The sequence below is a fragment of the Gordoniibacillus kamchatkensis genome (assembly GCF_000829455.1).
GTDB classification, from domain to species: Bacteria; Bacillota; Bacilli; order Paenibacillales; family NBRC-103111; genus Gordoniibacillus; species Gordoniibacillus kamchatkensis.
Genome location: NZ_JXAK01000001.1, coordinates 1 through 25,160, shown reverse-complemented (window position 1 = coordinate 25,160; position 25,160 = coordinate 1). Strand labels below are relative to the sequence as shown.

Sequence of the window (25,160 nt, the reverse complement as noted above, 5' to 3'; positions counted from 1 at the left end):
AGCTTATGCCTGCTACAACCGGCAAATTACCGCAGCCCGAGGCGATGTTGTTCGATCTCGACGGAACGCTGTTCCGTACCGAAACAGTGCTGCTGCCCGCTTATTACGCCGCATTCGACCGGCTGCGGGAAGAAGGGCTGCACGAAGGCCCGACGCCGCCCGAAGAGCGGATACTCGGTTCGCTCGGCATGCTGCTTGAACATATTTGGGAGCGTGTCCTCCCCGGCTCTTCCCCGGAAACGCGACGCCGTGCCGACGAGCTGCTCCTTCAGAACCAGCTTGATTTGCTGGAGCAAGGACAAGGCAAGTTGTACGAAGGCGTCGCCGACACGCTGCGGGAGCTGCACGGCCGCGGCGTGCGCCTGTTTGTCGCCAGCAACGGACTCGAGGGCTACGTCAAAGGCGTCATTCGCGCAACTGGCGTCGCTTCTTATTTTGAAGACTTGTACAGCGCCGGTGAGCACGGCACCAGATCGAAGGTGGACCTCGTCCGGCTGCTGCTTTCCCGGCACGGCATAAGAACGGCCTGGATGGTAGGCGACCGCTCGTCCGACGTCGAAGCAGGCCGCCGCAACGGACTGACCGTCATCGGCTGCGATTACGCCGGCTTTCGCTCGGCGGGTGAGCTGGACGGCGACGATGTGCGCATCGGGGCTTTCCCGCAGCTGCTGGCGGCGCTTGAATAGTCTTTACAAGTCACCATCCCGGCGGCGGATCGCCCAGATTGACGCTCGTGGCGCCGGAATAAAAGTGACGGTGGCGCTCCCGCCCCTCCTGGTAATAGACGCCGCCCTCGAGCGGCTCGGCTCCGACCAGCACTTGAACCGGCCGCGTGTAATTGTAATAAGTCACATCGGAGAACGTGTGGTAATGCGAGCCGTCCGGCAACGGAATGGCTGGCCCGGTCTGGTCGTAAAACCGGTGCCAATGCCCCGCCGCTTTCTCGGTAATGCCTTGAAAATAGTGGCTGTGACTGTCGTACGCGTTGCCGTTCGCGGCATATACGAACGTTTCCAGCTGGTGGCAATGGCCTTCCTGCGTCGACGTCACCGCGTAAAGGTAATGCGTATGCGGCGGGGCCAAGCGAGCGTCCGGCAGCTTGACGCAAGGAGCGTTCGGGAGCAAGAAAGAAACACCTGCCTTCCTGACGGAATGGTATCGAATTCGAAGCGGAGGTACCGCCGTGAATGCCGTGGCTATATCCAACAAGCTCTTTATGGCTTCTCTCATCCTGTTAATGATCGTATTCATCTATCACGGGTACGGATGGAAGCGTCTTTTGCTGTGGCGGCGGATAATGGACAAAACCGATGCGCCGCAAGACCCGAACGCGCTTCAAGACCACGCCGAGGACGTCCGCCGCAGCATGCAAAGCGATAAGCCTTTCGCCGTTTTGCGCAATCCGCTGCTGTGGATCGCTTTGGCGGGTATTGCGGTATCGATCATCATTACTTTGTGAAGGACAGAGGGCGGCGGCGCCGGATTTATTCCGATTGTTGCCGTTCGCGTTCGCGTTGCCGGTAAAGCCAGAGCGCGTATTCCAGCGGTCTAGACACCGCCCTCCGGTACGTCGCCCGCTGCCCGATTTTGCGGAACACTTCGCGCGACGGCTTCGGATTGACTTCCAGCAGCCAAACGCCGCCTTTCGGATCGACGGCCAGATCGATGCCGAGCTCGCAAAGAGCGCCGTATTTGTTTTCCAAATGCTCGGCTGCCTGAAAGCCGATCCGCTCCATCGTCTGCTTAATGTCCCTGACCTGCTCGGCGGAAGCGAAGCGCTGGGCGAGCAAACGATCGGCAGGCACCGCTGTTCCGCCCCCGTGCAAATTCGAGGTGATCGAACGGGGCGGGCCGACGCGGCCGGCGCAGCCGGTTACGTCCCATTCGCCGCGGCCGTTTTTTTGAATGAGCAGCCGGAAATCGTGCACCCGGCCGCTTGGCAGCGTCAAATCGATGCCTTGCTGCACCACATATTGCCCCGACAATCCGAGCGCGCGCAGCCGGGACGGGAGCTGGCTTTCGCGGACGTACTGAGGCGGCAAAATAACGCGTTGCTGATTGCGACCTTGCAGCAAGTAATGGCCGGGGGACGTGCGTTCGACCCGAATAATGCCCCGTCCGCCCGTGCCGTTGCGCGGCTTGAGGTACGTAAGGCGATGCTTTTTCACGAGCTTGACGGTTTCCGGAATGCCGCTAAATTTGTGCGTTTCGGGCAGATGCGGAAGCAGCTGCTCGTTGCCAAGCATCGACTTGTAAATCGCCCACTTGTTGGCGAGCGGACGGCCGAGATAGAGCAGCTTCGGGAATCGGGTCCGGAACGCTTTCAGGTCGTGATACTTGACCGGTCCCTGATAGCGGCAGCGGTCGTACACAAGATCGGGCACGCGCGCCCAGCGCCGCACCCACTTGCCGCTTGCGCCGTCGTATCGGAGCGCCAGGATAGCGGACTTCTCCGGCTTCACATCCTCGGTCCCGAACACGAATACATCGAGGCCGAGCGCGCGGCCCCGCTCCGACAGCAGCCGGAAATAAGGAAGCTCCTCCAATTGGTTCTGTTTTAAATACACAGCCATAATGCCGAGACGAGGAAGGCTCAAGGAGGTCACCTTCTTTTGTTCTTTTTGGCCAAATATACCGCGTAGCGGATAATGCGCTCGAGCGATTTGCGGCGGATGTGCGGTTCGTCGAATTTCATCGGCTTGGCGTTCGCTTCGAAAAACCAGACGCGGCCGGACGTATCGACGCCGAGGTCCATCGACATTTCGCCGTATTTGTGGCCGGACTGCTTTTCAATGCGCGAGGCGATGCGCAGCGCCGCCGTGTTCACGCGGTTCAAGATGCGGTCCGCCTCCTGCGCGCCGAACGCCGAGACGAGCACCCGCTGCGGATCGTTGATCGACCCGCCGCGCGGGACGTGCGTCGTAATGCTCGCTTTGCCGGCGATGCGGGCCCCGACTCCGGTAACGTTCCACGCGCCCCGGCCCGTTTTTTGCACGAGCGTGCGCAAATCGAACGGACGCTTGTTGTAACGGGCAAGCCGGATGCCTTGCTGCATAATGTATTCTTTCGTTCCGATTGCGCTTCTGACGCGCGGCCACAGCTCGGCGATGCTGGCGTATTCGGTGTCCTGCGCGGCGGTATCGTCCTGAACGCGCAGCAAGTATGCACTATCCACGCCGGGCTGCAGACGCTCGATGCGCATAATGCCCCGGCCGGCCTTCCCGCGCGCCGGCTTCAGGTAGACGATGTCATGGCTTCGCACAAAGCTCTCGAACTGCCGGACGTCCGAGAGCTGCCGCGTTTTCGGAATGTATATCCGCGTATCGGGGGTCTGGTTCAGCCATTCGAACAGCGACCACTTGTTGAAAAACGCCGGATTGAACAGCTGCACTTTGCGGCTCTTGAGGCACGTCTGAATCGTCTGCTGCACATCGGGCTGCATTTCCATTTTGCGGTAAGGGACCCGATTGTAAATGACGTGCGGCATCGGCACGAGCCGGCGCTGCCATTTTTTCGTCCGGACGTTGTAGCAATATGCGGGAAAATCGTCTCCGGTCAGCTTCAGGTCGGCGGTTGTCGCGACGTAAACGAGCGTGCCGAGTTCTTCCCCGATCTTGATAATGTCGATAAAATTTTGCTTGTTGCCGCGAAACACGCGCTGATTGTCGGCAATCGTCAATATCGCCACGATCGGCTTGCTCCGGCTAGTCTCGCCCAGGTACTCCGTTGCCGTTTTGGGCAGCGCGGCTTTGCGTGCGGCGGATTTGGCGGCGATAGGCATCAGGCCTCCCTCCTTGCCCGGAACCGGCTTGCATATAAACAATAATCGAAAATGTTTTGCAGCGACTCCCGGTCCGCAAGTTTAAGCGCCGGATGCTTGAATATCGAGCGTCCCGGCTTGGCGTTCGCTTCGAACATCCATACTTGCTCGCTCTGGTCGATGCCGATATCGAAGCCGAGCTCGCCGAGCCGGTGATGGTGATGCCGTTCGATCGCTTCGGCGAGCTTGATCGCCGTTTCTTTGGCCTTCTCCAAAATTTGATCGCCGCGCGGTCCGTATACTTGGCGCAGCACCTGCTCGGGCGTCATCAGCTGACCGCCGCTGCGGATGTGCGTCGTGACGCTGCCTCTGCCCGCTTTTTTGGCGCCGATGGCGGCTACGACCCAGCGGTTGTTGCCGTTCTTGGTCATATGGAAACGGAAATCGATCGGGCAGTTGTCGATTTCGATGAGCCGGATGCCTTGCTGCGCCACGTAGTTTTGAAGCCCGCCGCGGCCCGTGCCGAGCATGTTCATGAGCCCGTCGAACTTGTCGAAGCGGATGAGCACGTTTTTGCCGTTTTTCCGGTAGCGGGCGAAATAGCCGCGCTTCGGCGTGTACGTCAGCCGGTAGATGCCGATGCCCAAACTCCCTCCCGTCGGCTTCAAGTAAATGAACCGGTGTTTTTCGAGCATGCTTTTGATCTGCTCGGAGGAAGGGTTGATGTGCGATTCGGGGACGAAATCGTACGCTTCGTCGTCCCGCAGCAAATCGTAAACGTCCCATTTGTCGAAGAAGCTCCAGTTGAACAGCGGGATGCCCCGCTTCACGAACCGCTCCTTGATGGCGCTCAGTGAAATGCCTTTCTCCGCCTGGCGGCTCGGCATCCGGTTATAGATGACGTCCGGGAGCGGAACGGTTTTGCGTACCCATGTGCCTGTCGGCTGCAGAAAGTAGCCGAACACCGTCCCTTGCTGCCAGTTGACGTCGCGTGGGCTAAAGACGAACGGAATCGTCGTTTCCGACCCGGTTTGGACGATTTGCCGCATGAAGCTCGTCAGGGTGCCGAACGGCCGCGTCCCGCTGCCGAAGACGCTCGTCATAATGCCGACGAGCGGGCCGACCCGGATTTCGCTTTTTTCCGGGCTGGAAACCGAACAAACGCCGGTGCGCGGCAGCTTGACGGCGTTCACTAGAATGAGCGGCAAATATAAGTGCTGCCCCGCTTTTTTCACGAGCTTGAGCGGGGCGGTAACCGACTTGGAGCCTAGCTGAAGCTTGACGTTTCTCACTCCATTCAATCGCAACGTTCTCGCTAATTCCCCGGAGACGTATATCGCCCGTTCCTGGCGCTGCGTAGCGTGAATCGTGCAGGTTGTCAAACTCATGGGGGTTGTTCCTCCTGTATGATTTGCGAAGCCTCAGGCCGGCTTCGATAACAGAATCAGAAAGTGTAAAGTTCCTCGAGCTGCTTCCCGATTCAGCATGAAAGCTATCTTTTGCGCATAGTCATTCATCGTGGAAAAGGCTCCGCACCGGAGCTTTTCTTGCTACGTCAGAAAGTATAAGCCGCGCCTGTACCCGGGCTGACTCCGCTGCGGTAAACGCGCTCGTCGCAAAGGACGGCGTAAGCCGTTTATCCTTAACTGAGGCGCTAATGCGCTGCGGCCGTCCCGCTGCGGGGCGAAGCAGAGCGGCGGCGTAGCGCAGCGGGTTCAGGACGGCGGCTTGCCGCAAGGACGGATCGCCGATGCGGCCGAAAGCGGCGCGGCCCGGCTTCGAATTGACCTCGATGAGCCAGACGCGGCCGCTGCTCGCGACGCCGAAATCGATGCCGAGCTCGCACAGCCGCCCGCGCTGCTCTTCCAGCAGCGGCGGTATGCGTGCGGCGAGCCGCCGCATCGTTTGCTCGATGCGGCCGGCTTCGGCCGCGCCGAACTCGCGCGCAAGCATGGCCGCCGCCGGCTCCGCCGCGCCGCCGCCATGCAGATTGGCCGTGACGCTGCCGGATCGGCCGCGCCGCGCGGCGAGGCCGGTCGTCTGCCAGCGGCCGGAGCCGTCCTTCTGCATAAGGCAGCGTATATCGTAAGCGTTCCCCTCTCGGTCAACGAGCGGAAGATACGGTTGAATCAAATAAGGCCGCGAACCGATAGCCGCCATGAGCCAGGCGGCGAAATCGTCCGCCCGCGCGAATCGCCGGGCGTACGGCTCGTTGCGCGGCGAACGTCCGCGCACGGCGACGGAGCCGCCCGGCTCCGCGCTGACGCGCAGCGCGCCGCGTCCCTGGCTGCCGCCGTCGGGCTTCAGGAACAGCTCGCCGCTGCGCTTCAGTGCTGCCACCAGACCGCTCGCCGTACGCAGCGCGCCGTCGGCGGCAAATGCGGCGCGAGCTCCGGGTCGCGCGCGAGCATGCGCTGTACGGCGCGTTTGCCGGGCAAGCCGCCGCCGAGCAGCCGTGCGCCGCCCGGCGCCTGTGCGGCGAGCAGCTGCAGCGCGGCGCGGTAGCGGGCCAGCTCCGCCCGGGAGGCGGCGAAATGCCGGTCGTACACGACGTCCGGCATTTTTGCCGTTTCAGCGCGCCAGCCGCTGCCGTCCTCCCCCGGCCGAAGCGCCTGTACGAAAACTCCGTCCGGCCCATGCCGGACGCTTTCCGGCGTGAACGCGAACACGTCGAGTCCGAGCCGCTTTCCTGCCGCGCACAGCTCGCGGCAAAACGTCTCGCCGGCGAAGCCGGGCGCCGCCGCCCGGGCCGCCGTCAAAATGCCGACCGTACCGAGAATGCCGCCGCTGCGCATCGGCCGCTCCTAGAAACGCGCCGCGTGGCGCGCGTATTGAACGATGCGCTTCACGGACGGGCGAATTTTGCGGTTTTCGCCGGTCAGCGGCGAATTGTCGTCCTTGGACGGTTTGGAATTCACTTCGATCAGCCACACTTTGCCGTTCACATCGACGGCGAGATCGATGCCAAGCTCGGCGAAATGGGCGTCGATCTGCGCCTCGATCCCTTTCGCAATGTCGAGCGCGCAGTGCCGCAGCTTCGCTAGCGTGGCAGCGCGCAGCGACGGGTTCAAATTCGACTTGGCGAGGGCTGTAGCTACGGTGCTGAGCGTGCCGCCGCGGGCCAAATTGGAGACGAAGTGCTGCTCGCCTGCGATGCGGCCGACGATGGACGTGATCGCCCATTTGCCGGTTTCGTCGCGCTGCACGAGGGCGCGGAAGTCGACCGGGCGCTCGCCGACCTGAATGAGCTGCAGTCCTTGTTGAATTTGGTAGCGCTGCGCCCGCAGTTTGCCAGCCAGCGACTTGAACACAGCGGGGAGGTTGTCGAACGTCTGCTTGCGCGTTCCCGACAAACCGGCGTATTGGCACGTATACGCCCCTCCCGGCTCACGCCGAAGGCGGATGATGCCTTTGCCGAGGCTGCCGGTGATCGGCTTCAGAAACAGCGTGCCGTGACGGCTGGTCATCGATTTTAACATTTGGTAATTTTTGAGCAAATACGACTCGGGCAGCACCGCGCGCACCGGCTCTTCGCGGAGCAGAGCGTCGAACACCTCGGTTTTGTCGAGATATTTTTCGTTGAAAATGATCGTTCCGTGGCGCGCCTTCACGTCTTTCATGAACTGCTGCACGTTCGGCCGATTCTCGTATCGCCGCGACGTCAGCCGGTTGTACACGACATCCGGCACGGGGAATACGTGCCGAATCCAGCTGCCGCGCCATGTCCAGCCGGTAACGGAAGCCGGATTTCCGCTCATCTCTTCCGGCGTAAGAAAGAAGACGTGCGCCCCGTACTGTGCGCAGGCGTCGGTCAGCTCGCGGCAAAACGCCGTAATCGAGCCGAACGGGCGGTCCGGCAGCTTGCGGTATACACGCGGCACCATAACCCCGATCAGCGGTCCCAGGCTGAGCGTTCGCTGCCCCGCACGGTACTGCATGCAAAGTTCGGAGCCGTTATGCAGGCCGAGCTTGGCGGCCAGCGAGGGAGGCATGCGCAGCGTCATAGAGCGGGCGACCGGAACGACCCGCACCTCGTTCCGGCTCGAGCCGAAGCGCAAAATAAGCGGCTGGGAGACCGGTATTTTCCCTTTTTTCAGGAAACTATCGCCAAGGAAAATAGTGCGTTCGTCCAAGGGAATGTCGAGGTTTTGGACCGTAATTTTCACTTTTATTCTGGCCATGAGCGGATCGTCTCCTTTCTGGCACCGAAGTCGCGCACGCCTTATGCATGGGTAAACTACTCCATCATATGAGGACATATTTTCCTTGGTGCCAGACCGATGACCGGAAAATGAGGCGCCAGCGGCTTTCCGCCGTTCGTGCGAGCGTCGCCGGCACGCGTTTATGCGAGCCGGTTGCTGCGTAAACATAAGCATTAGCGAGAATTCGCGAGGTTCGCCAAGAGCCGGTAGAGAGAAAGCGCTATCTTATGTGCAATACAGCGTTTTAGTTCGCACCAGGCGCCCCCGTCCTCCTTTACAATAATCCGGCTCAGGCGTAAGATACGATTCATGAATTGAAATAACGAGATACCGATTGTTTTATTCGCTGAATTCCGTTACAGGAGGCGGGGGAACCGAAGCGAACGTGCGGGCGTCTTTTGCGGCGTTTTCCGTTCATGGGGTGAATCCTGGCGACAGCCGGGTAGGGCGACTCTCACGCCCGAATCCGACAGCTAACCTCGTAAGCGTTCAGAGAGGCAACGTCTATCGTGCAGACCGTCACGGTTATTTACCGAATCAGAAAGTAGTAATCTTTCTTGAACAGCTTCCTGATTCGGCATGAAAAGCTACCTCTTGCGCAAGGCCATCCTTCGTGGAGAGGGTTCCGAAAGGAAGCTTTTTTACCGTGTCCGAAGAAGCCGCGCGGAGAGTTCCTCTTCCGCCGGCTTCTTTTTTTTGTTCCGACCGACCGATTGCCGTCGCCGGAGACGAACGCTGGCCTTGAAAAGCATGTTGAACAGATAGGAGGTAGCTGCGTGGTCATCGGCTTTTTGTTCGTCTGCTTTTTCATTATCGGGCTTCTTTTCTTGTCGTTTATCGACTTTGGCCGGGGTGCCGCCAGAAACGCGCTTTGGGCCAAGAGGCTTTCCGTTTCTTTCGTGCAGGCGCTGCTGTTTGCGACGCTCATCGGGGCATTTTTGATCAAATAGAACCGCACCCGGACCGATCGTGCGGCAAATTTTGGGATAGCGGCGGGGTCGCATTCTTCCTTCGACTTGCGAATGTTGTAGCAGGGCAAGGAGGAAGAATCGGATGGGAAGACGCCGTTTAGCCTGGATCATCGCCGGAGCCGCTCTTGCGGCAGGTGCGGGATCGTTCCTGGCATGTTATATATACATTCGCGGCCTGGACGTGTCGAAGCTCGCCGAGCCGCTGCCGGAGCCAACGCTGATATTGGACCGGGACGGCAAACCGGCGGCGCAGCTGTCGGCGTCCCGAATCGAACCGGTGCCGCTGCCGCAAATGCCGAAATCGCTTATCGACGCCGTGGTGGCTGTCGAGGACAAACGGTTTTTCGAGCATCCCGGCGTCGACGTGCAGTCCGTCGTCCGCGCGCTTGTGCGCGACGTGCTGCGGGGCGGCTATTCCGAAGGAGCGAGCACGATTACGCAGCAGCTCGCCCGGAACCTGTTTCTGAACGCGGACAAAACGCTCGGCCGCAAGCTGCGCGAAGCCGCCTACGCGCTGAAGATCGACATGACGTACGGCAAGGACGACATTCTCGAGCTGTACTTGAACAGCATTTATTTAGGCGAAGGCAGCTATGGCGTGCAGAGCGCGGCCAAAACGTATTTTGGCAAAAACGTGCAAGACCTGACGCTGCCTGAGGCCGCGCTGCTCGCTGCGCTGCCGAAGGCGCCGAGCCGGTACTCGCCGCTGCGGGACGAGGCGCAGGCGCTCGAACGAAGGAATACGGTGCTGGCGCTTATGCGCGACCAGGGGAAAATTACCGCCGAAGCGTACGAGCGGGCCAAGGCGGCGCCGCTTGGCGTCGTTAAAAGCGGCAAGGGCGACGGCCTTAAGGGGCGTTACCCCGCTTACGTCGACGCCGTTATGAGCGAAGCGGCGGACCGTTACGGTTTCACCGAGGAACAGCTGCTTACCGGCGGATTGCGCATTACGACGGAGCTGGATCCCGCGGTGCAGAATGCGGTTGACGATGTGTATAAGGACGACAGCTTGTTCCCGGCAAGCAAGCCGATCAGCTGATCCAAAGCGGAGCCGTCGTGCTGGATCAGCACGACGGCGGCGTTCGCGCCGTGGCTGGCGGACGCGGCGGCAGCGTTTTTCGCGGCTTCAGCCATGCGACCCAGCTGCGTCGGCAGCCCGGCTCCTCGTTCAAGCCGATCGTTGTTTACGGTCCGGCGCTGGAGGCGGGCTACACTCCGGCTTCCGCCCTCTACGACGGCGAGCTCAATATCGACGGCTACGAGCCGCGCGATTGGGACCACCAGGCGCGGGGCCAAGTCACGATGCAGGAAGCGATCGTCTCGTCCTGGAACGTGCCGGCGGTGTGGCTGCTGCACGAAATCGGCATCGACCGCGGGCTCGAATTCGCGGGGCGGCTCGGCATCGTCTTGCCGAAACAGGACCGGCAGCTCGGCATCGCGCTCGGCGGCTTGTCGGAAGGCGTCTCGCCGCTGCAGATGGCCCAGGCGTTCAGCGCCTTCGCGGCGGGAGGGGTGCTGCACGAGGCGCACACGATCGCCAAAATCGAAACCGGCGACGGGCACGTCTTGATCGAAGCGAGCCGGCAAGGAACGCAAGCGATGCAGCCCGGTACAGCTTATGCGATGACGTCGATGCTGCAGGATGCCGTGGCGCGCGGCACCGGCAGGAATGCGGCGATGAACCGGCCGGTTGCCGGGAAATCCGGCACGACCCAGCTGCCGGACACGAAGGAGTTCGCAGGACTGGACACAAACGCCGCCAAAGATGCCTGGTTCGTCGGCTACACGCCCGAGCTGACGGCGGCGATCTGGGTAGGCTATGACCGTACCGACAGGGACCATTATTTGACGACGTCCGGCGGAGCCGTTCCTGCGATGCTGTTCAAGGAAATCATGTCGCGCGCTCTGGCGCAAAAGCCGGTCGTGCCGTTCGACCCACCGGCCGTCGGGGAAGCCCCCGCAGACGCGCCGACGGCTGCAGCTGCGGCACCGGCAGATAGGCCGGGGAACGACCATGGGCGGGGAAAAGGGAAGAGGAAGTAAGCTGCGTATGGGGAAAAATGCCTTCGGGGTCATCCGGTTGTGATCCCGAAGGCATTTTTGCTGTATGCGGAAAGGTTTAACCTTGTTCATTTATGAAGGTAAAATGACGTTTCGCTCGTGGATATAAACTTAGTTGCTTGCGAGGCCGAGTTCCGCTGCGGAAAGCTTGAGGCCGCTCGTCTGCAGCAGAACTGGGCTCGCCGGCAATGAGGCATAGCAGGTTGCTCGGTTTCTGGAGCGGGGTTGCTCTGATTCAGGAGCAGGTTGCTATGAATTAGGAGTAGGGTTGCTATGTTCAGGAGCAGTGTTGCTCTGTTTCTGGAACAGGGTCTGTTCTTTTTCAGGAGCATTGTTTCAGGAACAGGATTTGTTTCTGTTTCAGGAATGGGGTTGCACTGATTCAGGAGCAGTGTTGCTCATTTTAACGAATAGGTTCTCTATAAAGCGTCATGCGGGACGCTGTTAGACTCAGATTTGACGAAATGAACGTACAAAGACCGAATATTCCATCAATAGCGACGAAAATTCGCAAGGAGCGACTTCTGGGGCGATAAATGGCCGTTTTTTTCATATTGGCTCAACATCAGCGCCTGTAAAGTCTCTCTATAGAGAACATGGGCTTTATTTCCTCAGTCAGCGACGTCAGTTCGGGATCAGGGCTTGTATTCGGAGGAGAATTAAGCCAGCTTATGGCCGCAAAGACTTGGTTTACTGGCAATGAGGTACTGCAGGTTGGCGGTGCGCCAGACAGCCGGCCGTTTTTGTTCAAATATAAGCAAGGTTATGTAGCTGTGCTCTATAACCCTGCTTATATTTCATTGGGAAACGCGCCTGTCCTAAGTACGGCGTAAGCCGTTGTTTCTTTGCTACATTAGCTGCTATAAGTCGCTTAATCGTGCTTCTTGTCGTGTCCATTGCCGTGCTTTTGCTTCGACTCCGGCTTCTGGATCGCTGGGTTGCTGTGGTCGGCCGATTTCCCGCCGTCGTGATCGTCGTCGTAATCATCTTCATGATCGTCATCGGCGGCTTGCTGAGGCTGTACAGGCACAGAAACAGAAGGTTGCATGACGGCGCCGTTCATCTGAATATGAAGCTTGCCGGCATTGACGCCGAACCGGTCGGCGATCGCTTGCAGCAGCTGCTTCTGGGCATCGGCAGCGCTTATGTCGACGGACCCGAGCAAATCTTTGATCCAGGCGGCGGCTTCATCGCCTTTAAGATGAACGGGGGCGCCGCCTTCCGGCTTCAGATTCAGCTCGTAGCGAGTGCCGCCGGGACCGTGATTGGGCTGGATTTGCAGCTTGAAATGCTCGCCGTCTATTTTCAGCTCCAAACCGTCCAAACCGGCAACCGGCTTTGTCGCTTGCGGCGACGTTGCGGCCGGTCCGGTAGCGGAAGGCGCGGTCGCAGACGGTGCGACGGTTGCCGGCGGAGCAGGCTGAACGGCAGCAGCCGGCGCTTGTGGATTTGCCGTCTGCTGCGGCGACTGCGTTCCGGGTTGCGGCGCCGGTGCGGACGGCTGCTCTGCGGCAGCTTTGATGTAGGCCGCTTGATTTTTGCTGTTGACGATGACTTCGATCCGGTCTCCCGGCTTCAGGTCCGACAGCTGCGCCTTATGGCCGTCGCGGTACACCCATACCGATTTGGCCAGCGTCAGCGTCTGCTCCCCTTTGTCGGTTGTGGCTATCAAATGTGTGCCGTCCGAAGAAAGCGACTTGAACGAGCCGGTCAGCGAGGCAGAACTCGCCGTGCCTGACGACGTCGCCGCGAAGGCGGTCCAGCCGCACAGCAGCAGCACCGCGCTGACGATGCTTACGAGCATGATGATCTTTCGTTTTGTCATTGCCAATTTCATAGTCAATCCTCCTTCTGCCACAACGTTCGGGGGCGAAGGCGGTTTTGGGGCGGTCACTCGCGGCGCTGCGGGCCGTTCCGGTTCGAGCTTGCCGCCGCCAAATGCTATAATGGAAAGCAGTCATCAAAACAAGCATGCGGCGTACGGCATTCGGCGGCACATTGTGGAGCCGAAGCGCGGCCGCAACGGGAGGAATGCGGCATGGCAACGGAGTTTCGGGCGTACGTAGTGGAGCGGAGCGCGGACGGCACCGTCACGGGCGGCGTACGCGCGCTGCGCGAAGAAAATTTGCCGGACGGGGACGTCACGTCCGGGTGGCGTGGTCGGGCGTCAATTATAAAGACGCCCTTGCGGCCAGCCCGAACGGGCGCGTCGTCCGTTCGTACCCGATGGTGCCGGGCATCGATTTGGCCGGCACGGTCGTCGCCTCGCGGGATGCCCGCTTCCGCGCGGGCGACCGCGTGCTGGCGACCGGCTACGAGCTCGGCACCGGCCATTACGGCGCTTCGCCGAGCTGGCCCGCCTCCCGGGCGACTGGCTCGTGCAGCTGCCCGCCGGGCTATCCTTGCGCGAGGCGGCCCTGCTCGGCACCGCCGGCTTCACGGCGGCGCTGTCGCTGCACCGCCTCGAAGCGCACGGCTGCGCCCGGACGGCGACGCGCCGGTGCTCGTCACCGGCGCGACGGGCGGCGTCGGCAGCGCCGCCGTCGCGATTGCCTCGGCGCAAGGCTACGCCGTTGCCGCCGTTACGGGCAAAGCCGCCGCGCACGCGTGGCTGCGCCAGCTCGGCGCCGGCACCGTCCTTGCGCGCGACGAGCTGTCCCCGGCCGGGGACAGCAAGCCGCTCCGCAAGCAGCTGTGGGCCGGCGCCATCGACCCCGTCGGCGGGGCCGCGCTGCCGGCCTTGCTTGGCTCGCTCCGCTACGGCGGAGCGGTCGCGCTGAGCGGGCTCACGGGCGGGGCGGAGTTCGCCGCCACCGTGTTCCCGTTTATCCTGCGCGGCGTCAGTCTGCTCGGCATCGACTCCGTCTATTGCCCGCAGCCGCTGCGCCGCGAGCTGTGGCAGCTTCTCGCCGCGGACTGGAAGCCGCAGCGCTCCGAGCTGCTGCTGGACCGCGAGCTCGGCCTTGACGAGCTGCCGCAGGCGTTCCGGTCGCTGCTGCAGGGCGAAGCGCGGGGACGCATGCTCCTCCGGCTGAGCGGGGACGACTGACGGTGCGCGGCTGGCCCTAGGCTGCGCCTTGCCGGGCGGTACCACCGCCCAAGCCTCCCCTGGCCGTCCGGGCTGCCCCGCCACCCCGCCACCCCACCAACGCTGGGCGGTCGGGCTGCAACCGACAGCCCAACCGCCACAGGCCAACCGGGCTGCGCCTTGCCGGCGTCACTGCCGCTCAAGCCGCCGCTGGCCGGCGGTGCGGCCCCACCGCCCCACCGCCGGTCAAGCGCGCCCGCCCCGCCAGGCCTAAGTCGGGCCGCGCAAATACCGGTTGCATGACCGGGGCAGGACGCCCTATAATCATTACGATTACCGGAAGGCGCGCCGCAGACAAGCCGGCAGACGCCTGGAGAGGCAGGTTCAAATCGGCACCATGGGAAAACCGAAAGCGAAAATCGGCGAGCTCGACATCGTCCGCGCGCTCGCCATCTTGGCCGTCGTCGTCATCCATTCGACGTCGGAAGGCACCGACATTGTGAAAATGGGCTATTCCCATACGCAGCTGCTCTATTACTTCATAAATTTAATGGGGATTTTCGCCGTTCCGCTGTTCGTCCTTGTCAGCGGACTTGTGCTGTTTTACGTCTATATCGACAACTGGAGCCCGAAAAAACTCGGCTCGTTTTACGTCAAGCGCGTTCGCTCCGTGATCGTGCCCTACGTGCTCTGGTCGTTTTTTTATTACGTGTACGACCAGTGGCTGTTTCAGCCGCAGCACGTCGCCGTCGACTGGCCGAAATTTTTCAGCCTGCTGCCGTGGGCCGACGCCAAATACCATCTGTACTTCATGATCATCATCATCCAGTTTTACGTCCTGTTTCCGCCCTTGCTTTGGCTGGCGCGCAGCTTCTCCTGGTTCCGCCGCACGCTGCCGCTGTGGGGGCTGCTCGTGCAGGGCGGTTTTTACGCTTACGGACATTGGGTTCAGCCTGTGTCGTACAGCGCCGAGTTGTGCGTCACGTACTTCCTTTTCTTCACGCTCGGCGGCTGGATGGGCATTTACTATGATCGGGTGCGCCCGTTTTGCGAGCGCCATATGGCCTGGCTGCTGCCGCTCGGAGCGGCGATCGGCGCCGCCCACGCCAGCCTGTACATCATAAGCCAATACAATATCGCGACTTTTGAAAATACATGGTATAAGCTCCTATGGATGCTGTACAGCTGCGCTGCCGCGTTCGCTCTGATCGGACTCGCTTTATGGCTGCAGCGCCGCTGGACGAGCGCCGCGGCGCTGCTGACGTCGCTCGGTATCGCTTCGTTCGGCGTGTACCTGATGCATCCGTGGATTTTGTCGACGTGGAAAGCTCGCGTCGCCGAACCCGGCTCGCTGCTCGGCTTCAATATGTATTACTTGGCGGCGTTCATGATGTCGCTGCTCTTGCCTTGGCTGGCTACGCTTGCTTACAAGCGTGCTGCGTCGCTGCTGCGCGGCAAGCCGAAGCCGAAAGGCGCCCCGGTGTAACTATCATAATCGGCGCTCCGCACGCATACCTTGGTACTGTACGAGCCTGCAGCGCTGCCCAGAAGGCGGCTTCAGAGCGGCATACAGGACGAAGGGAGTGTACGTGAAGTGAAGGGCCTGAAAAACGTCATTTATATGAGCGTTGCGCTTGGGATGCTGTTTTACGCCGTGCCCCGGCTCGATTTGGGACAAGGGCTGACGGCCCCGGCGATATTCGGAGTCGTCTGGATATGCTTTGCGCTGCTCGTCGTAGCGGCGCACCTGCACGCCATTCTCGGCGTCGACGAAGAGACGCGCGAGGAGCTCGGCCGCATCGGCCGAATGAAGAAATGGCAGCTGGAAAAAACGCTGCAAGGAAAGAGCAAGCAGCTGCAATTCCGCAAATAATCGCATGCCGAAAGGAGTCGGCTCCAAACGCGGAGCCGGCTCCTTTTTGCCGATTAAAAAGCCCAATTATACACGGTGTGCCGGTCTGTCTCTTTCGGCAAATAGAAGGATTTATCGGAGCGATAAACGTTTGGCGAATGAATGGGCCGGAGATTTCGGTCTTCCGGAATGGACGGAAGGACGTGAACCGGGGTGGACAGCGAAACGGCATCGAATAATTGTTCAATATCGTCGTTATGCATTCGGATGCATCCGGCTGTAATATTCGTTCCGATCGAACGATCGTCGATTGTTCCGTGTATGGCGTATTTGGGATTGGACAATTCCATTCCTCTTGCGCCAAAAACGCTCTTATCCGTCACATGGCTATTGGGGTTCGCGACTTTTTTGGCGATAAGAAAATCGCCTGCAGGAGTTGAATTATTTTTGCCCAAAGCGACGGGATATTGGAAGAGAAGGAAATCGCCCGACACCAGTTTTAACAGATGAGTCTGTTTATCGATGAGGATCGCAAAAGGCTCAAACTTGCAAGTTGCAGCGCAACCTCGGGGATGATTCGGGTACAAGCTTTGCTCCGCGATGTCGGCGGCATTTTGTTCCGAAACGGGCATGGAGGCGGGGGGAGGAGGCGAATAGACCCAGCCGCCGGAGCCGTCATAAGCGCTTCGAACCTTTGTTTCGTTGCTGTAAAATTCAACAGGAACAGCGCTCAGCACATTGCTCGGAAAAGGCTTTGTCAAATCTTCCAGGGTTGAAGGAAATTTCCCTTCCCTAGCATAGTATCGAAATACGGCATTTCTTAACATATTGACCGGTAAAAAATCGGGATCCACGTTGTAGGATGAGGCTGGAGGGGGCGTTTTCAAATTGGCCTGCGGCGAACGATCGCTTCCCGCTGCGGCGACCGGCGCGCTGCGATCCTCGAAATTCGAAAGCAATAGCAGCAATAGCAGCAATAGCAAACCCAGTACCAAAACAGATAACAGGACGATGAGCTTGTTTTTAGTAAACAGTCGAGGCGTTTCGGCAGCGGCGTGGCGGGTTTTCAACCAGCTTTCCTTGATTTTTTTGACTCTGGAAATATCTTCTTCAGCTCCGCGGTATCCTCTATGTAAAGAGGTGTTATAAAGCAAATAGGACAATTCAACGGCATCTTCCAGTTTTTTTTGCAAGCTGCATTTTTGTTCTATGGTCTTGAACGTGTTTCAACCTATGAAGAAGTTTTATGGCTTCCTGTTCGTATTTTTGCGCTAAAAAGTGCAGGCCGATGTGATTGCGAGGATGCTTCAAGACACACTTTTCCAGGTAAAAGGGGTCATCCTTGGAAAAGATTTCCCGCGGATTATAGTTAACCTTGACTGCAATTTTATTCAGGAGACCGCTTTCATCCATAAGTCGCTCCTCCGCATCTTGTGAACGACATTTTCCCGATATTATGTATATGAGCCTGAATCGAGGAATTGATCATGGCGGAAATATTGTAATTGAAACTGCCCGCACTTTTGTTTGCTTATGTGCAAAGGGCGGCGGAAAGCGAGCGAATGGCGGGATTCATGGAAGGAAAGGGAGCGGCGGACAAAACGAAAAGGGGTGCCTAAGGCACCCCCCGATCGATCTTTCATATTCAATTTCGCCGCTTCAATCCCCCGTCTTGGGGCCGAACCGCGTGCCGGCATCGTCGGCAAGCTCCGTCCGCAGCGAAGCGAGAAGCAGCATAAGCAGGCAGACGCATATTCCGGCGACCAGCAGCGGCAAGTTCGTAAGCTTTTCGCTGGGCGGCAGCATGATGGTAATGGCCAGAAACATCGTCAGCGGTATGCCGAACAGCCGCCTGCCCGGCTTCGTCTGACGGTACGAGGTGGAGACGAAGGAGAAGCCGAGGCGAAAACGTTTGAGCATCCAGGCGAGCAGCACGATCCAGGACGTCAGCAGCGCTGCCGAGGCGAAATACAAAGGAAGGCCGAGCTTGTTGAACATAACGTCAGCCAACCTCTGGCCGCCGGCGAGCGCCAGCGCGTAATTGACCGCCAGCACCGAGATGAACACGATAATGCCGCCGGTAACGGCGATCACGCAGGCGTAATCGAAGCGGATCCGGTAAAACCAATAGAAGGCGAGCGTTATGAGCACTAATTGGACAATGGACAAATGGGAGTGAAGGGGCGTCGCCGTCAGCGCCAAAGTGACGGTTTTGAGCGCCACCGAGAGCAGAGCGTTGTGCCGCCACCACCCCGCCGGTTTAAGTCGGAACAACGTCAGCGACAAGGTCAGCATGGCGAACCATTGCACCAGGTCGAGGACGTTGCAAATGATAAAATTCCAATTCATCGCTGTTCCTCCGAGCGTTAACGCATGACGTCATTCAGCGACCGCCAAGGCGAATGTGATTGAACTGCAGCGCACTATAACGTTCATTGTAAAAGAAATCGCGGCCGAAAGGAATCAAAGCTTTCTAAAGTTTTTTAAACGTGATATGATACAGAATAATACAGTTTTTAGTTTTGGGGTGGAACAGTGGAACCGACGATGACGGAAGTGACGACCAAACACGAGCAAATTTTAAAATATATCGAAGGCGTCAAGCTCGGCAGCAAAATTTCCGTGCGCAAAATCGCGCAAACGCTCGGCGTCAGCGAAGGCACCGCCTACCGCGCGATCAAGGAAGCGGAGACGCTAGGGCTCGTCAGCACGAAGGAGCGCATCGGCACAGTCCGCGTCGAGCGCAAGCAGCGGCAAAACATCGACAAGCTGACGTTCGCCGAGGTCGTCAACATGGTGGACGGCGAAGTGCTGGGCGGCGCGAACGGCCTGCACAAAATGCTGCACAAATTCGTCATCGGCGCGATGCAGCAAGACGCGATGATGCGCTATATCGAGCCGGGAAGCTTGCTCATCGTCGGCAACCGGTACAAGGCGCACCTCGGCGCACTCGAGCATGGAGCCAGCGTGCTTATTACAGGCGGCTTCGACACGTCCGACGAGGTAAAGGCGCTGGCCGACAAGCTGGAGCTGCCGATCATCTCTTCCTCGTACGATACGTTTACCGTAGCGTCGATGATCAACCGCGCGATCTACGACCGGCTCATCAAGAAGAAGATAATGCTGATCGAAGACATTATGGTGCCGGCGTCGGGCGTTTACTTGCTGAAGGCGACGAGCACGTGGACCGAGTGGAAAAAGCTGCTCGACGAAAGCGGCCACAGCCGCTTCCCGGTCGTTGACGAATGGAACCGCGTGATCGGCATCGTCACGCCGAAAGATATGGTCGGCGCGGAACCCGGACAGACGGTTGACAAGCTGATGACGCGCAGCCCGCTCACCGTTACGCCGCATACGTCCGTCGCTTCGGCGGCGCACATGATGGTATGGGAAGGGCTCGAGCTGCTGCCGATCGTGGACGGGAGCCGCAAGCTGCTCGGCGTCGTCGACCGCGCCGATGTGCTGAAGGCGCTGCAGTACATCCAGAAGCAGCCGCAGAACGGCGAAACGTTCGAGGAGCTGATCTGGAGCGGGCTTGAGGAAGCGCGCGACGACAAAGGAGCGCTTTATTACCGGGGCGTTATTTCGCCGCAAATGACGAATCATCTCGGCACCGTGTCGGAAGGCGTGCTGACGACGCTCATGACGCAGGCCGCCTATCGCGTCGTGCAAGAGCACAAGAAGGGCGATCTCGTCATGGACAATATGTCCACCTATTTCATCAAACCGGTGCAGATCGACAGCGAAATCGAAATTCGCCCGACCGTCATCGAAGTGAGCCGCAAATTCGGCAAAATCGACGTGGCCATCTACCACGCCGGAACGCTCGTATCGAAGGCGATGCTGACTGCGCAGGTGATCGATCAGGCTTAGGCTTCTTTGTTCGTCCGCTGCTTGTCGAGCATGCGCGAATACGCGCCGTAATTGCGGATGCCGGCGAATAGGTTGAACAGGCCGAGCAGCACGCAGACGGTGCCGAATACGCGCCGGATGTTGGAATCGTTAAAAAAGAAAAGCTGCGATACGGCGATGCTGATGAGCATAATCCCCATGCAGATGTTGAGGCGGGCGCTCCAGACGCCGCGCTTTGCCGGGTCTTTCTCGCGGCGGGCGCGGACGCTGAGGCCGACGGACATGGCGACGGTCAGCACGATGAACGAGAACAGAAACAGTTGCAACGTTTGCATAGCGGGACATCCTTTTTGTCGGTTTTCTTCCACTGTAGCGATTCCCGCCGCAAAATGCAATGCCGGGTGCGGCGGAGCCGCCAGGCGGGCATTACTGCTGCCGGTTTGTCGGGGAATTCATGGCCCCGATTTTGCTATTTTGCTGGTAGGCTCCTTCGCTAATTGCGCCGCTTCCACGGATTTGAATGAGGAAGCGCCATTTTAGCGGGGCCTTTCAGGTTGCGAAAGAAAGTATGGCTGCGCGCAGGGAACACGGGTTCACAGGCTGATGCTTACGCTGCGAGTTTTGCTGCGCAAAATTTGCACTCCCAAGGCCCGCATTCCCGCCTGTTCGGGCAATTCCCCGACCTTGAGCGTGCCTTCCCCGCTCCGCATTTCTCGGGCTGCCCGAGACATTCCGGTTGGTGAAAAGAGCGGAACGGGGGTTTAACAGAAGTTTGATTCCTGCTGCCTTAACGGAACGCTTTTCCGTTATTGCACGAGTAGAGGGGTACCGAATCAATCTTAACGGAACGCTGTTCCGTTATCGGGCCGCCGCAAGAGCGATTTCGCCCAAAATGCGGAGATAACGAACTCCTGTTCCGCTATTTTTGGGAAATGCCCGGGAAATACGCGGATAACGGAACATTTTTCCGCTAACCGGGGCAATGGGACGTTCCCTTATCAAGCTAAGCAGCTTTTCCGGCTGCTGATGTTAAGCAGACCATGTTCCAAAACGAGCTGTTCGAAGACAAGGGATTATCAATAACCGGAAAGACTTCCGCTAATGTTGCTCTTCCGCCTGATTATTGCTGTTTTGCTGGAAAACTTCCCGCTAATTGCGCCATTTTCCCGGCTTTCAACGAGGATTCGCCATTTTAGCGGGAGCTTTTCCGGCAAATCTTCCTGCTCTATTCCAAAGAATGTCGCCTTGCGGTATATTTTCCTGTTATGAAGTGACTTACCCGACAGAAATACCCGCATCAAATGGCGGCAGCTCCGAGAAGGTTAAGCGTCGGCGCGAACCGCTGACGCACCGGCACACCGGCGCCTTGCGGCGTTACCGCCGCTGCGGCCGCACACGGCTGCCGGTCCGCGCGTTAGCGCTGCCGCTGGTCGCTGCCCGAAAGCGTCGGCGCTCTGGCGGTGTCCTTGGCCGTCACCCAGTACGTCAGCTGCGTGCCGCTAATAAACAGCGCCTGCACGTCGACGCGGTAGTCTTTGCCCTGCACGCCGAAGTACATTTTGCTCGCCAGCAGCTTTTTGTACACGTCGGGGTTGTCCTGGATGTCCTCGCTTTTTTTGCCGATCAGAAATTTCAGGTCGGCGCGGATTTTCGCTTCGAGCTCCTTTTGCGTCACCGTGTCGAGCGGCTGGCGCCCTTCGCCGGCGTCGACATGCACGTTCACCTTGGCTACGATGCCCTGGGAGTCGCGCAGCTTGCGCAGCGTCCGCATATCCTCTTCCAGATCTTTGATTTTTTCCTTGTATGCGTAATTTTCCAGCCAGAGCGTATTGAACAAATGCTGATGAATGCCCATATAAATCGCGGCGCCGACGATGCCTCCGGCGATGAAAATGCCGACCGCCTGGTAAAATCGCGCGTATTTTTCCAGCACCGGCACTCTCACGGCGCAGTCCCGCCTTTGCAGATCATCTGGATCAGCGAATTGCCGAGCTGGGCGCCGGTGAACGCGCTGATGATAAACAAAATTTGTTGCGTGGCGAGCGAAATTTGCCCTTCGGCAAACTGCGTTTCAATATAGCGGATCGGATCGATCGAACCGCCGACGGAAGCGACTACAGCCCAAATTTTCATTTTCTCGGCGAGCGTGGTCATTTGCGCGGTAGGCGGCTGCAGCGTCAAAACGGCGGCAACGCCCCCCAGCATCGCGCCGCCGAGCACGACGCCGAAGGCGACGCAAAAGTTGATGATTAACTTGCTGACAAGCTCTGCCATGGCGCCTCATCCTTTCCTCGCAAGCGGCTCCCGGCGATTTTGTTCGCATACTGTTCGCAAATTGTTCGCCTTGTGTTACAATCATATGAGAAGCTTGTTCAAAACATGACGACGGGAGCGGTGAACGGTGAGTTCGTTCGTCCATTTGCACGTGCATAGCGAATACAGTTTGCTGGACGGCGCAGCGCGGGTAGAGGCGCTTGTGAAGCGCGCCGCCGAGCTCGGCATGACGTCGCTCGCGCTGACCGACCACGGCGTCATGTACGGGGCGGTGGCGTTTTATAAAGCTTGCCTGCAGCATGGGCTGAAGCCGATTATCGGCTGCGAGGCGTACTATACGAGCGGCTCGATCAAAGACAGGGGAACGCGCCAGGAGCAGCCGATTTACCATTTGATTTTGCTCGCCAAAAACGAAACCGGGTACCGCAACTTGATGAAGCTCGTGTCCATCGGCCATTTGCAAGGGTTCCATTACAAGCCGCGCATCGACCGCGAGCATTTGGCCCGGCATGCCGAGGGGCTCGTGGCCCTTAGCGCCTGCCTGGGCGGCGAGGTGTCGCAGCATTTGCTGCACGACCGGAAGGAGGAGGCGCGGGCGGCGGCATTGCGTTACCGGGACATTTTCGGCGACGATTTCTACTTGGAGCTGCAGGACCACGGCCTGATGGAGCAAAAAAAGGTCATGAAGGCGATGATCGAGCTGAGCCGCGAGACCGGCATTCCGCTCGTGGCGACGAACGATGTGCATTACGTGCACGAGGACGATGCCGCGGTGCAGGACGTGCTGCTGTGCATCGGCACCGGCACGACGATCGACGACCCCGAGCGCAAGCTGAAGCCGCAGACGAGCCAATTGTACTTGAAAAACGCCGAGGCGATGCGCAGCCTGTTCGCCCACGTCCCGGAAGCGCTCGACAACTCGGTGCGCATAGCGGAAAAGTGCGCGTTGGAGCTGGAGTTCGGCCGTTCGATTTTGCCGGAGTTTCGGCCGCTGCCGGCCGGGCTGACGGCCGGGCAGTATTTGCGCCGGCTGTGCCGGGAAGGACTGGCGAGGCGTTACGGGGGCAGCGGCGATTGGCTGGACGGCGAGTTCCGGCGCAAGGCGGAGGAACGGCTGGCGTACGAGCTCGATGTCATCGAGCGAATGGGGTATGCGGACTATTTTCTCATCGTTTGGGATTTCATCCGGTTCGCGCATGAGCAAGGCATCGCCACGGGACCGGGACGGGGCTCGTCGGCGGGCAGCCTGGTTGCGTACGTGCTCCATATTACGGATGTCGATCCGCTGCGGTACCGGCTTCTGTTCGAGCGGTTCCTCAATCCGGAGCGGGTGTCGATGCCGGATATCGATATCGACTTCAGCGACGAGCGCCGCGACGAGGTGATCGACTACGTCGTGCGCAAATACGGCAGCGAGCACGTGGCGCAAATCATTACGTTCGGTACGATGGCGGCGCGGGCCGCCGTGCGCGACGTCGGGCGCGCGCTGAACGTGCCGTACGCCGAGGTGGACCGGGCTGCGAAGCTCATCCCGCATGCCCTCGGCATCACGCTGGAAGAGGCGCTGCAGACTAGTTCCGAGCTGAAGGCGCTGGCCGCAAAACAGCCGAAGACGGCGGAGCTGCTCGACATGGCCCGCAAAGTCGAAGGCATGCCGCGCCACGCCTCGACGCACGCGGCCGGCGTCGTCATTTCGCGCGAGCCGCTGACCGAATACGTGCCGCTGCAGGAAGGCGCCGAGAAGACGGCGCTCACGCAGTACACGATGGAGCATCTCGAAGCGATCGGGCTTTTGAAAATGGATTTTCTGGGGTTGCGCACGCTCTCGATCATTGAGCGTACCTTGGGGTGGATCGAGCAGCGGCATGGCATGGCGCCGAAGCTGCAGGAGCTCGATATGGACCGCGACGAAGCGACGTACGCGCTGCTCGGCCGAGGCGATACGACGGGCGTGTTCCAGCTCGAGTCGGCCGGCTGCAGGCGTGTCCTGCGCGATTTGCGGCCGAGCGGCTTCGAAGACATTATTTCGGTAGTGGCGCTGTACCGGCCGGGGCCGATGGATTTTATTCCGCAGTTCATTCAGTCCAAGCACGGGGACATCGAGGTGTCGTATCCGCATCCGTCGCTGGAGCCGATTTTGCGGGATACGTACGGCATCATCGTGTACCAGGAGCAAATTATGCAGATCGCCTCGGCGATGGCCGGCTTCCGGCTCGGCGAAGCGGATTTGCTGCGGCGCGCAGTTTCGAAAAAGAAACGCGAAGTGCTCGACGAGCAGCGGGCGCATTTCGTCGCCGGTGCGCTCGGGCAAGGCTACGCGGAGGAAGACGCGCACCGCGTGTACGACATGATCGTGCGTTTTGCCGACTACGGCTTCCCGCGCGCGCATGCGACCGCCTACGCGGTGCTCGCTTTCCGCATGGCGTATTTGAAGGCGCACTTTCCCGTCGAGTTTATGGCATCGATGCTGACGGCGGTCATGGGCAGCCAGCGCAAGGTGGCGGAATACGTCGACGAATGCCGCCGCATGGGCATAGCGGTGCTGGCTCCCGACGTCGGCACGAGCGGCGTGACGTTCACGCCGGTGGGCGGCGAGGAAGGGCAGACGATCCGGATCGGGCTAGCCGCCGTCAAAAACGTCGGCACGCAGGCGATCGAGGCGATAATGCGCGAGCGCGAGAACGGGCCGTTCGAGAGCTTGTTCGATTTTTGCCGGCGCATCGACCTGCGGGTGTGCAACAAGCGCGTCATCGAGTCTTTGATCGGGTGCGGGGCGATGGACGGGCTGCCGGGCAACCGGGCGCAAAAAATCGCCGTTCTCGACTATGCGGTAGAGACTGCCGTCAAGTGGCAAAAAGACCGCGACGAGCTCCAGCTGTCGCTGCTCGGCTTCGAGGAGACGACGAACTGGGACATCGCCTTCCCCGACATGCCGGATATATCGCCGGGGCAGAAGCTGGAGGCGGAGAAAGAACTGCTTGGCCTGTATATTTGATCGGGTGCGGGGCGATGGACGGGCTGGCCGGGCAACCGGGCGCAAAAAAATCGCCGTTCTCGACTAATGCGGTAGAGACTGCCGTCAAGTGGCAAAAAGACCGCGACGAGCTCCAGCTGTCGCTGCTCGGCTTCGAGGAGACGACGAACTGGGACATCGCCTTCC

Annotated in this window: 24 protein-coding genes, 1 pseudogene and 1 riboswitch; of the genes and pseudogenes, 10 read left to right on the top strand and 15 right to left on the bottom strand. The window is 59.7% G+C overall.

The features are described 5' to 3' along the window. Positions 1-5 precede the first annotated feature (5 nt). Positions 6-686, top strand: a complete 681-nt coding sequence (locus tag SD70_RS00110; protein ID WP_041044702.1) for an HAD family hydrolase — start codon at positions 6-8, stop codon at positions 684-686. A gap of 10 nt (positions 687-696) precedes the next feature. On the opposite strand, the gene SD70_RS00105 is transcribed toward SD70_RS00110, so the two are convergent. After that, complete coding sequence (locus SD70_RS00105) at positions 697-1,125, bottom strand: YmaF family protein (protein ID WP_052486886.1); 429 nt, start codon at positions 1,123-1,125, stop codon at positions 697-699. 58 nt (positions 1,126-1,183) lie between these two features. Between SD70_RS00105 and SD70_RS36675 the strand changes: the two genes are divergently transcribed. Then, the gene (locus SD70_RS36675) at positions 1,184-1,459 is read left to right on the top strand and encodes a hypothetical protein (RefSeq protein WP_041044701.1); all 276 of its coding nucleotides are present in this window, start codon (positions 1,184-1,186) and stop codon (positions 1,457-1,459) included. A gap of 25 nt (positions 1,460-1,484) precedes the next feature. Here SD70_RS36675 and SD70_RS00095 read toward each other — a convergent pair whose 3' ends face one another. The 6 genes from SD70_RS00095 to SD70_RS00075 all read right to left on the bottom strand — a co-directional run bounded on the left by SD70_RS00095 (position 1,485) and on the right by SD70_RS00075 (position 7,941). Next, complete coding sequence (locus tag SD70_RS00095; protein ID WP_231570961.1) at positions 1,485-2,597, bottom strand: YheC/YheD family endospore coat-associated protein; 1,113 nt, start codon at positions 2,595-2,597, stop codon at positions 1,485-1,487. 5 nt (positions 2,598-2,602) lie between these two features. Beyond that, positions 2,603-3,781 (bottom strand): YheC/YheD family endospore coat-associated protein, encoded by a 1,179-nt coding sequence (locus SD70_RS00090; protein ID WP_082053007.1) that lies wholly within the window; start codon positions 3,779-3,781, stop codon positions 2,603-2,605. Beyond that, the gene (locus SD70_RS00085; protein WP_041044700.1) at positions 3,781-5,148 is read right to left on the bottom strand and encodes a YheC/YheD family endospore coat-associated protein; all 1,368 of its coding nucleotides are present in this window, start codon (positions 5,146-5,148) and stop codon (positions 3,781-3,783) included. The genes SD70_RS00090 and SD70_RS00085 overlap by 1 nt, the downstream gene beginning before the upstream one ends. A 121-nt stretch (positions 5,149-5,269) precedes the next feature. Next, a complete protein-coding gene (locus SD70_RS32605) occupies positions 5,270-6,100 on the bottom strand; it encodes a YheC/YheD family protein (RefSeq protein ID WP_052486885.1) in 831 nt (276 codons plus the stop codon). Continuing rightward, positions 6,088-6,555 (bottom strand): hypothetical protein, encoded by a 468-nt coding sequence (locus SD70_RS32600; RefSeq protein WP_052486884.1) that lies wholly within the window; start codon positions 6,553-6,555, stop codon positions 6,088-6,090. Before SD70_RS32600 ends, SD70_RS32605 begins: the two co-directional genes overlap by 13 nt. Before the next feature lie 9 nt (positions 6,556-6,564). Then, positions 6,565-7,941: a YheC/YheD family endospore coat-associated protein gene (locus tag SD70_RS00075; RefSeq protein WP_041044699.1), complete on the bottom strand. Its 1,377-nt coding sequence runs from the start codon at positions 7,939-7,941 to the stop codon at positions 6,565-6,567. 355 nt (positions 7,942-8,296) lie between these two features. After that, a riboswitch (cyclic di-AMP (ydaO/yuaA leader) is annotated at positions 8,297-8,464 on the top strand. A gap of 274 nt (positions 8,465-8,738) precedes the next feature. Between SD70_RS00075 and SD70_RS35605 the strand changes: the two genes are divergently transcribed. The 3 genes from SD70_RS35605 (at position 8,739) to SD70_RS32590 (ending at position 10,976) form a co-directional block, all read left to right on the top strand. After that, the gene (locus tag SD70_RS35605; RefSeq protein ID WP_156157810.1) at positions 8,739-8,912 is read left to right on the top strand and encodes a hypothetical protein; all 174 of its coding nucleotides are present in this window, start codon (positions 8,739-8,741) and stop codon (positions 8,910-8,912) included. Positions 8,913-9,015: 103 nt separating this feature from the next. Next, positions 9,016-9,972, top strand: coding sequence for a transglycosylase domain-containing protein (locus SD70_RS32595; protein WP_052486883.1), 957 nt, complete (start codon positions 9,016-9,018; stop codon positions 9,970-9,972). Between the two features lie 17 nt (positions 9,973-9,989). Next, positions 9,990-10,976 carry a transglycosylase domain-containing protein gene (locus SD70_RS32590; protein ID WP_052486882.1) on the top strand — a complete coding sequence of 329 codons (987 nt, stop codon included), beginning with the start codon at positions 9,990-9,992 and terminating at the stop codon, positions 10,974-10,976. 889 nt (positions 10,977-11,865) lie between these two features. Here SD70_RS32590 and SD70_RS32585 read toward each other — a convergent pair. Further along, entirely contained in the window at positions 11,866-12,831 is a 966-nt protein-coding gene (locus SD70_RS32585) for a hypothetical protein (protein ID WP_052486881.1), read from the bottom strand. Positions 12,832-13,032: 201 nt separating this feature from the next. Here SD70_RS32585 and SD70_RS00060 point away from each other — a divergent pair. From SD70_RS00060 to SD70_RS00050, 3 genes and pseudogenes are all read left to right on the top strand, one after another. Then, positions 13,033-14,043, top strand: a pseudogene (locus SD70_RS00060) (acrylyl-CoA reductase family protein). 376 nt (positions 14,044-14,419) lie between these two features. Then, complete coding sequence (locus tag SD70_RS00055) at positions 14,420-15,508, top strand: acyltransferase (protein ID WP_041044698.1); 1,089 nt, start codon at positions 14,420-14,422, stop codon at positions 15,506-15,508. 108 nt (positions 15,509-15,616) lie between these two features. Further along, the gene (locus SD70_RS00050) at positions 15,617-15,895 is read left to right on the top strand and encodes a hypothetical protein (RefSeq protein WP_041044697.1); all 279 of its coding nucleotides are present in this window, start codon (positions 15,617-15,619) and stop codon (positions 15,893-15,895) included. 53 nt (positions 15,896-15,948) lie between these two features. On the opposite strand, the gene SD70_RS00045 is transcribed toward SD70_RS00050, so the two are convergent. From SD70_RS00045 to SD70_RS00035, 3 genes are all read right to left on the bottom strand, one after another. Beyond that, entirely contained in the window at positions 15,949-17,067 is a 1,119-nt protein-coding gene (locus SD70_RS00045) for a L,D-transpeptidase (RefSeq protein WP_156157809.1), read from the bottom strand. Further along, positions 17,039-17,287, bottom strand: coding sequence for a hypothetical protein (locus SD70_RS00040; RefSeq protein WP_041044695.1), 249 nt, complete (start codon positions 17,285-17,287; stop codon positions 17,039-17,041). Before SD70_RS00040 ends, SD70_RS00045 begins: the two co-directional genes overlap by 29 nt. Before the next feature lie 246 nt (positions 17,288-17,533). Continuing rightward, a complete protein-coding gene (locus tag SD70_RS00035; protein ID WP_041044694.1) occupies positions 17,534-18,223 on the bottom strand; it encodes a hypothetical protein in 690 nt (229 codons plus the stop codon). Positions 18,224-18,421: 198 nt separating this feature from the next. On the opposite strand from SD70_RS00035, the gene SD70_RS00030 reads away from it, so the two are divergent. Next, positions 18,422-19,747, top strand: coding sequence for a DRTGG domain-containing protein (locus SD70_RS00030; RefSeq protein WP_052486922.1), 1,326 nt, complete (start codon positions 18,422-18,424; stop codon positions 19,745-19,747). Here SD70_RS00030 and SD70_RS00025 read toward each other — a convergent pair. The 4 genes from SD70_RS00025 to SD70_RS00010 all read right to left on the bottom strand — a co-directional run bounded on the left by SD70_RS00025 (position 19,744) and on the right by SD70_RS00010 (position 22,000). Further along, a complete protein-coding gene (locus SD70_RS00025; protein WP_041044693.1) occupies positions 19,744-20,061 on the bottom strand; it encodes a YtpI family protein in 318 nt (105 codons plus the stop codon). The genes SD70_RS00030 and SD70_RS00025 overlap by 4 nt on opposite strands. Before the next feature lie 741 nt (positions 20,062-20,802). Continuing rightward, entirely contained in the window at positions 20,803-21,027 is a 225-nt protein-coding gene (locus SD70_RS00020) for a hypothetical protein (RefSeq protein WP_041044692.1), read from the bottom strand. 113 nt (positions 21,028-21,140) lie between these two features. Beyond that, a complete protein-coding gene (locus tag SD70_RS00015) occupies positions 21,141-21,671 on the bottom strand; it encodes a hypothetical protein (RefSeq protein WP_041044691.1) in 531 nt (176 codons plus the stop codon). Continuing rightward, positions 21,668-22,000, bottom strand: a complete 333-nt coding sequence (locus SD70_RS00010; protein WP_041044690.1) for a YtrH family sporulation protein — start codon at positions 21,998-22,000, stop codon at positions 21,668-21,670. The genes SD70_RS00015 and SD70_RS00010 overlap by 4 nt, the downstream gene beginning before the upstream one ends. 127 nt (positions 22,001-22,127) lie before the next feature. On the opposite strand from SD70_RS00010, the gene SD70_RS00005 reads away from it, so the two are divergent. Beyond that, complete coding sequence (locus SD70_RS00005; RefSeq protein WP_041044842.1) at positions 22,128-24,995, top strand: DNA polymerase III subunit alpha; 2,868 nt, start codon at positions 22,128-22,130, stop codon at positions 24,993-24,995. The last annotated feature ends 165 nt before the right edge of the window (positions 24,996-25,160 follow it).

Coding starts and splice junctions, on each gene's coding strand:
- SD70_RS00010 (WP_041044690.1), bottom strand. CDS start 22,000: ATGGCAGAGCTTGTCAGCAAGTTAATCATCAACTTTTGCGTCGCCTTC.
- SD70_RS32600 (WP_052486884.1), bottom strand. CDS start 6,555: ATGCGCAGCGGCGGCATTCTCGGTACGGTCGGCATTTTGACGGCGGCC.
- SD70_RS00090 (WP_082053007.1), bottom strand. CDS start 3,781: ATGCCTATCGCCGCCAAATCCGCCGCACGCAAAGCCGCGCTGCCCAAA.
- SD70_RS00055 (WP_041044698.1), top strand. CDS start 14,420: ATGGGAAAACCGAAAGCGAAAATCGGCGAGCTCGACATCGTCCGCGCG.
- SD70_RS00110 (WP_041044702.1), top strand. CDS start 6: ATGCCTGCTACAACCGGCAAATTACCGCAGCCCGAGGCGATGTTGTTC.
- SD70_RS00085 (WP_041044700.1), bottom strand. CDS start 5,148: ATGAGTTTGACAACCTGCACGATTCACGCTACGCAGCGCCAGGAACGG.
- SD70_RS00040 (WP_041044695.1), bottom strand. CDS start 17,287: ATGGATGAAAGCGGTCTCCTGAATAAAATTGCAGTCAAGGTTAACTAT.
- SD70_RS00075 (WP_041044699.1), bottom strand. CDS start 7,941: ATGGCCAGAATAAAAGTGAAAATTACGGTCCAAAACCTCGACATTCCC.
- SD70_RS32595 (WP_052486883.1), top strand. CDS start 9,016: ATGGGAAGACGCCGTTTAGCCTGGATCATCGCCGGAGCCGCTCTTGCG.
- SD70_RS00030 (WP_052486922.1), top strand. CDS start 18,422: ATGACGGAAGTGACGACCAAACACGAGCAAATTTTAAAATATATCGAA.
- SD70_RS00035 (WP_041044694.1), bottom strand. CDS start 18,223: ATGAATTGGAATTTTATCATTTGCAACGTCCTCGACCTGGTGCAATGG.
- SD70_RS00025 (WP_041044693.1), bottom strand. CDS start 20,061: ATGCAAACGTTGCAACTGTTTCTGTTCTCGTTCATCGTGCTGACCGTC.
- SD70_RS32585 (WP_052486881.1), bottom strand. CDS start 12,831: ATGAAATTGGCAATGACAAAACGAAAGATCATCATGCTCGTAAGCATC.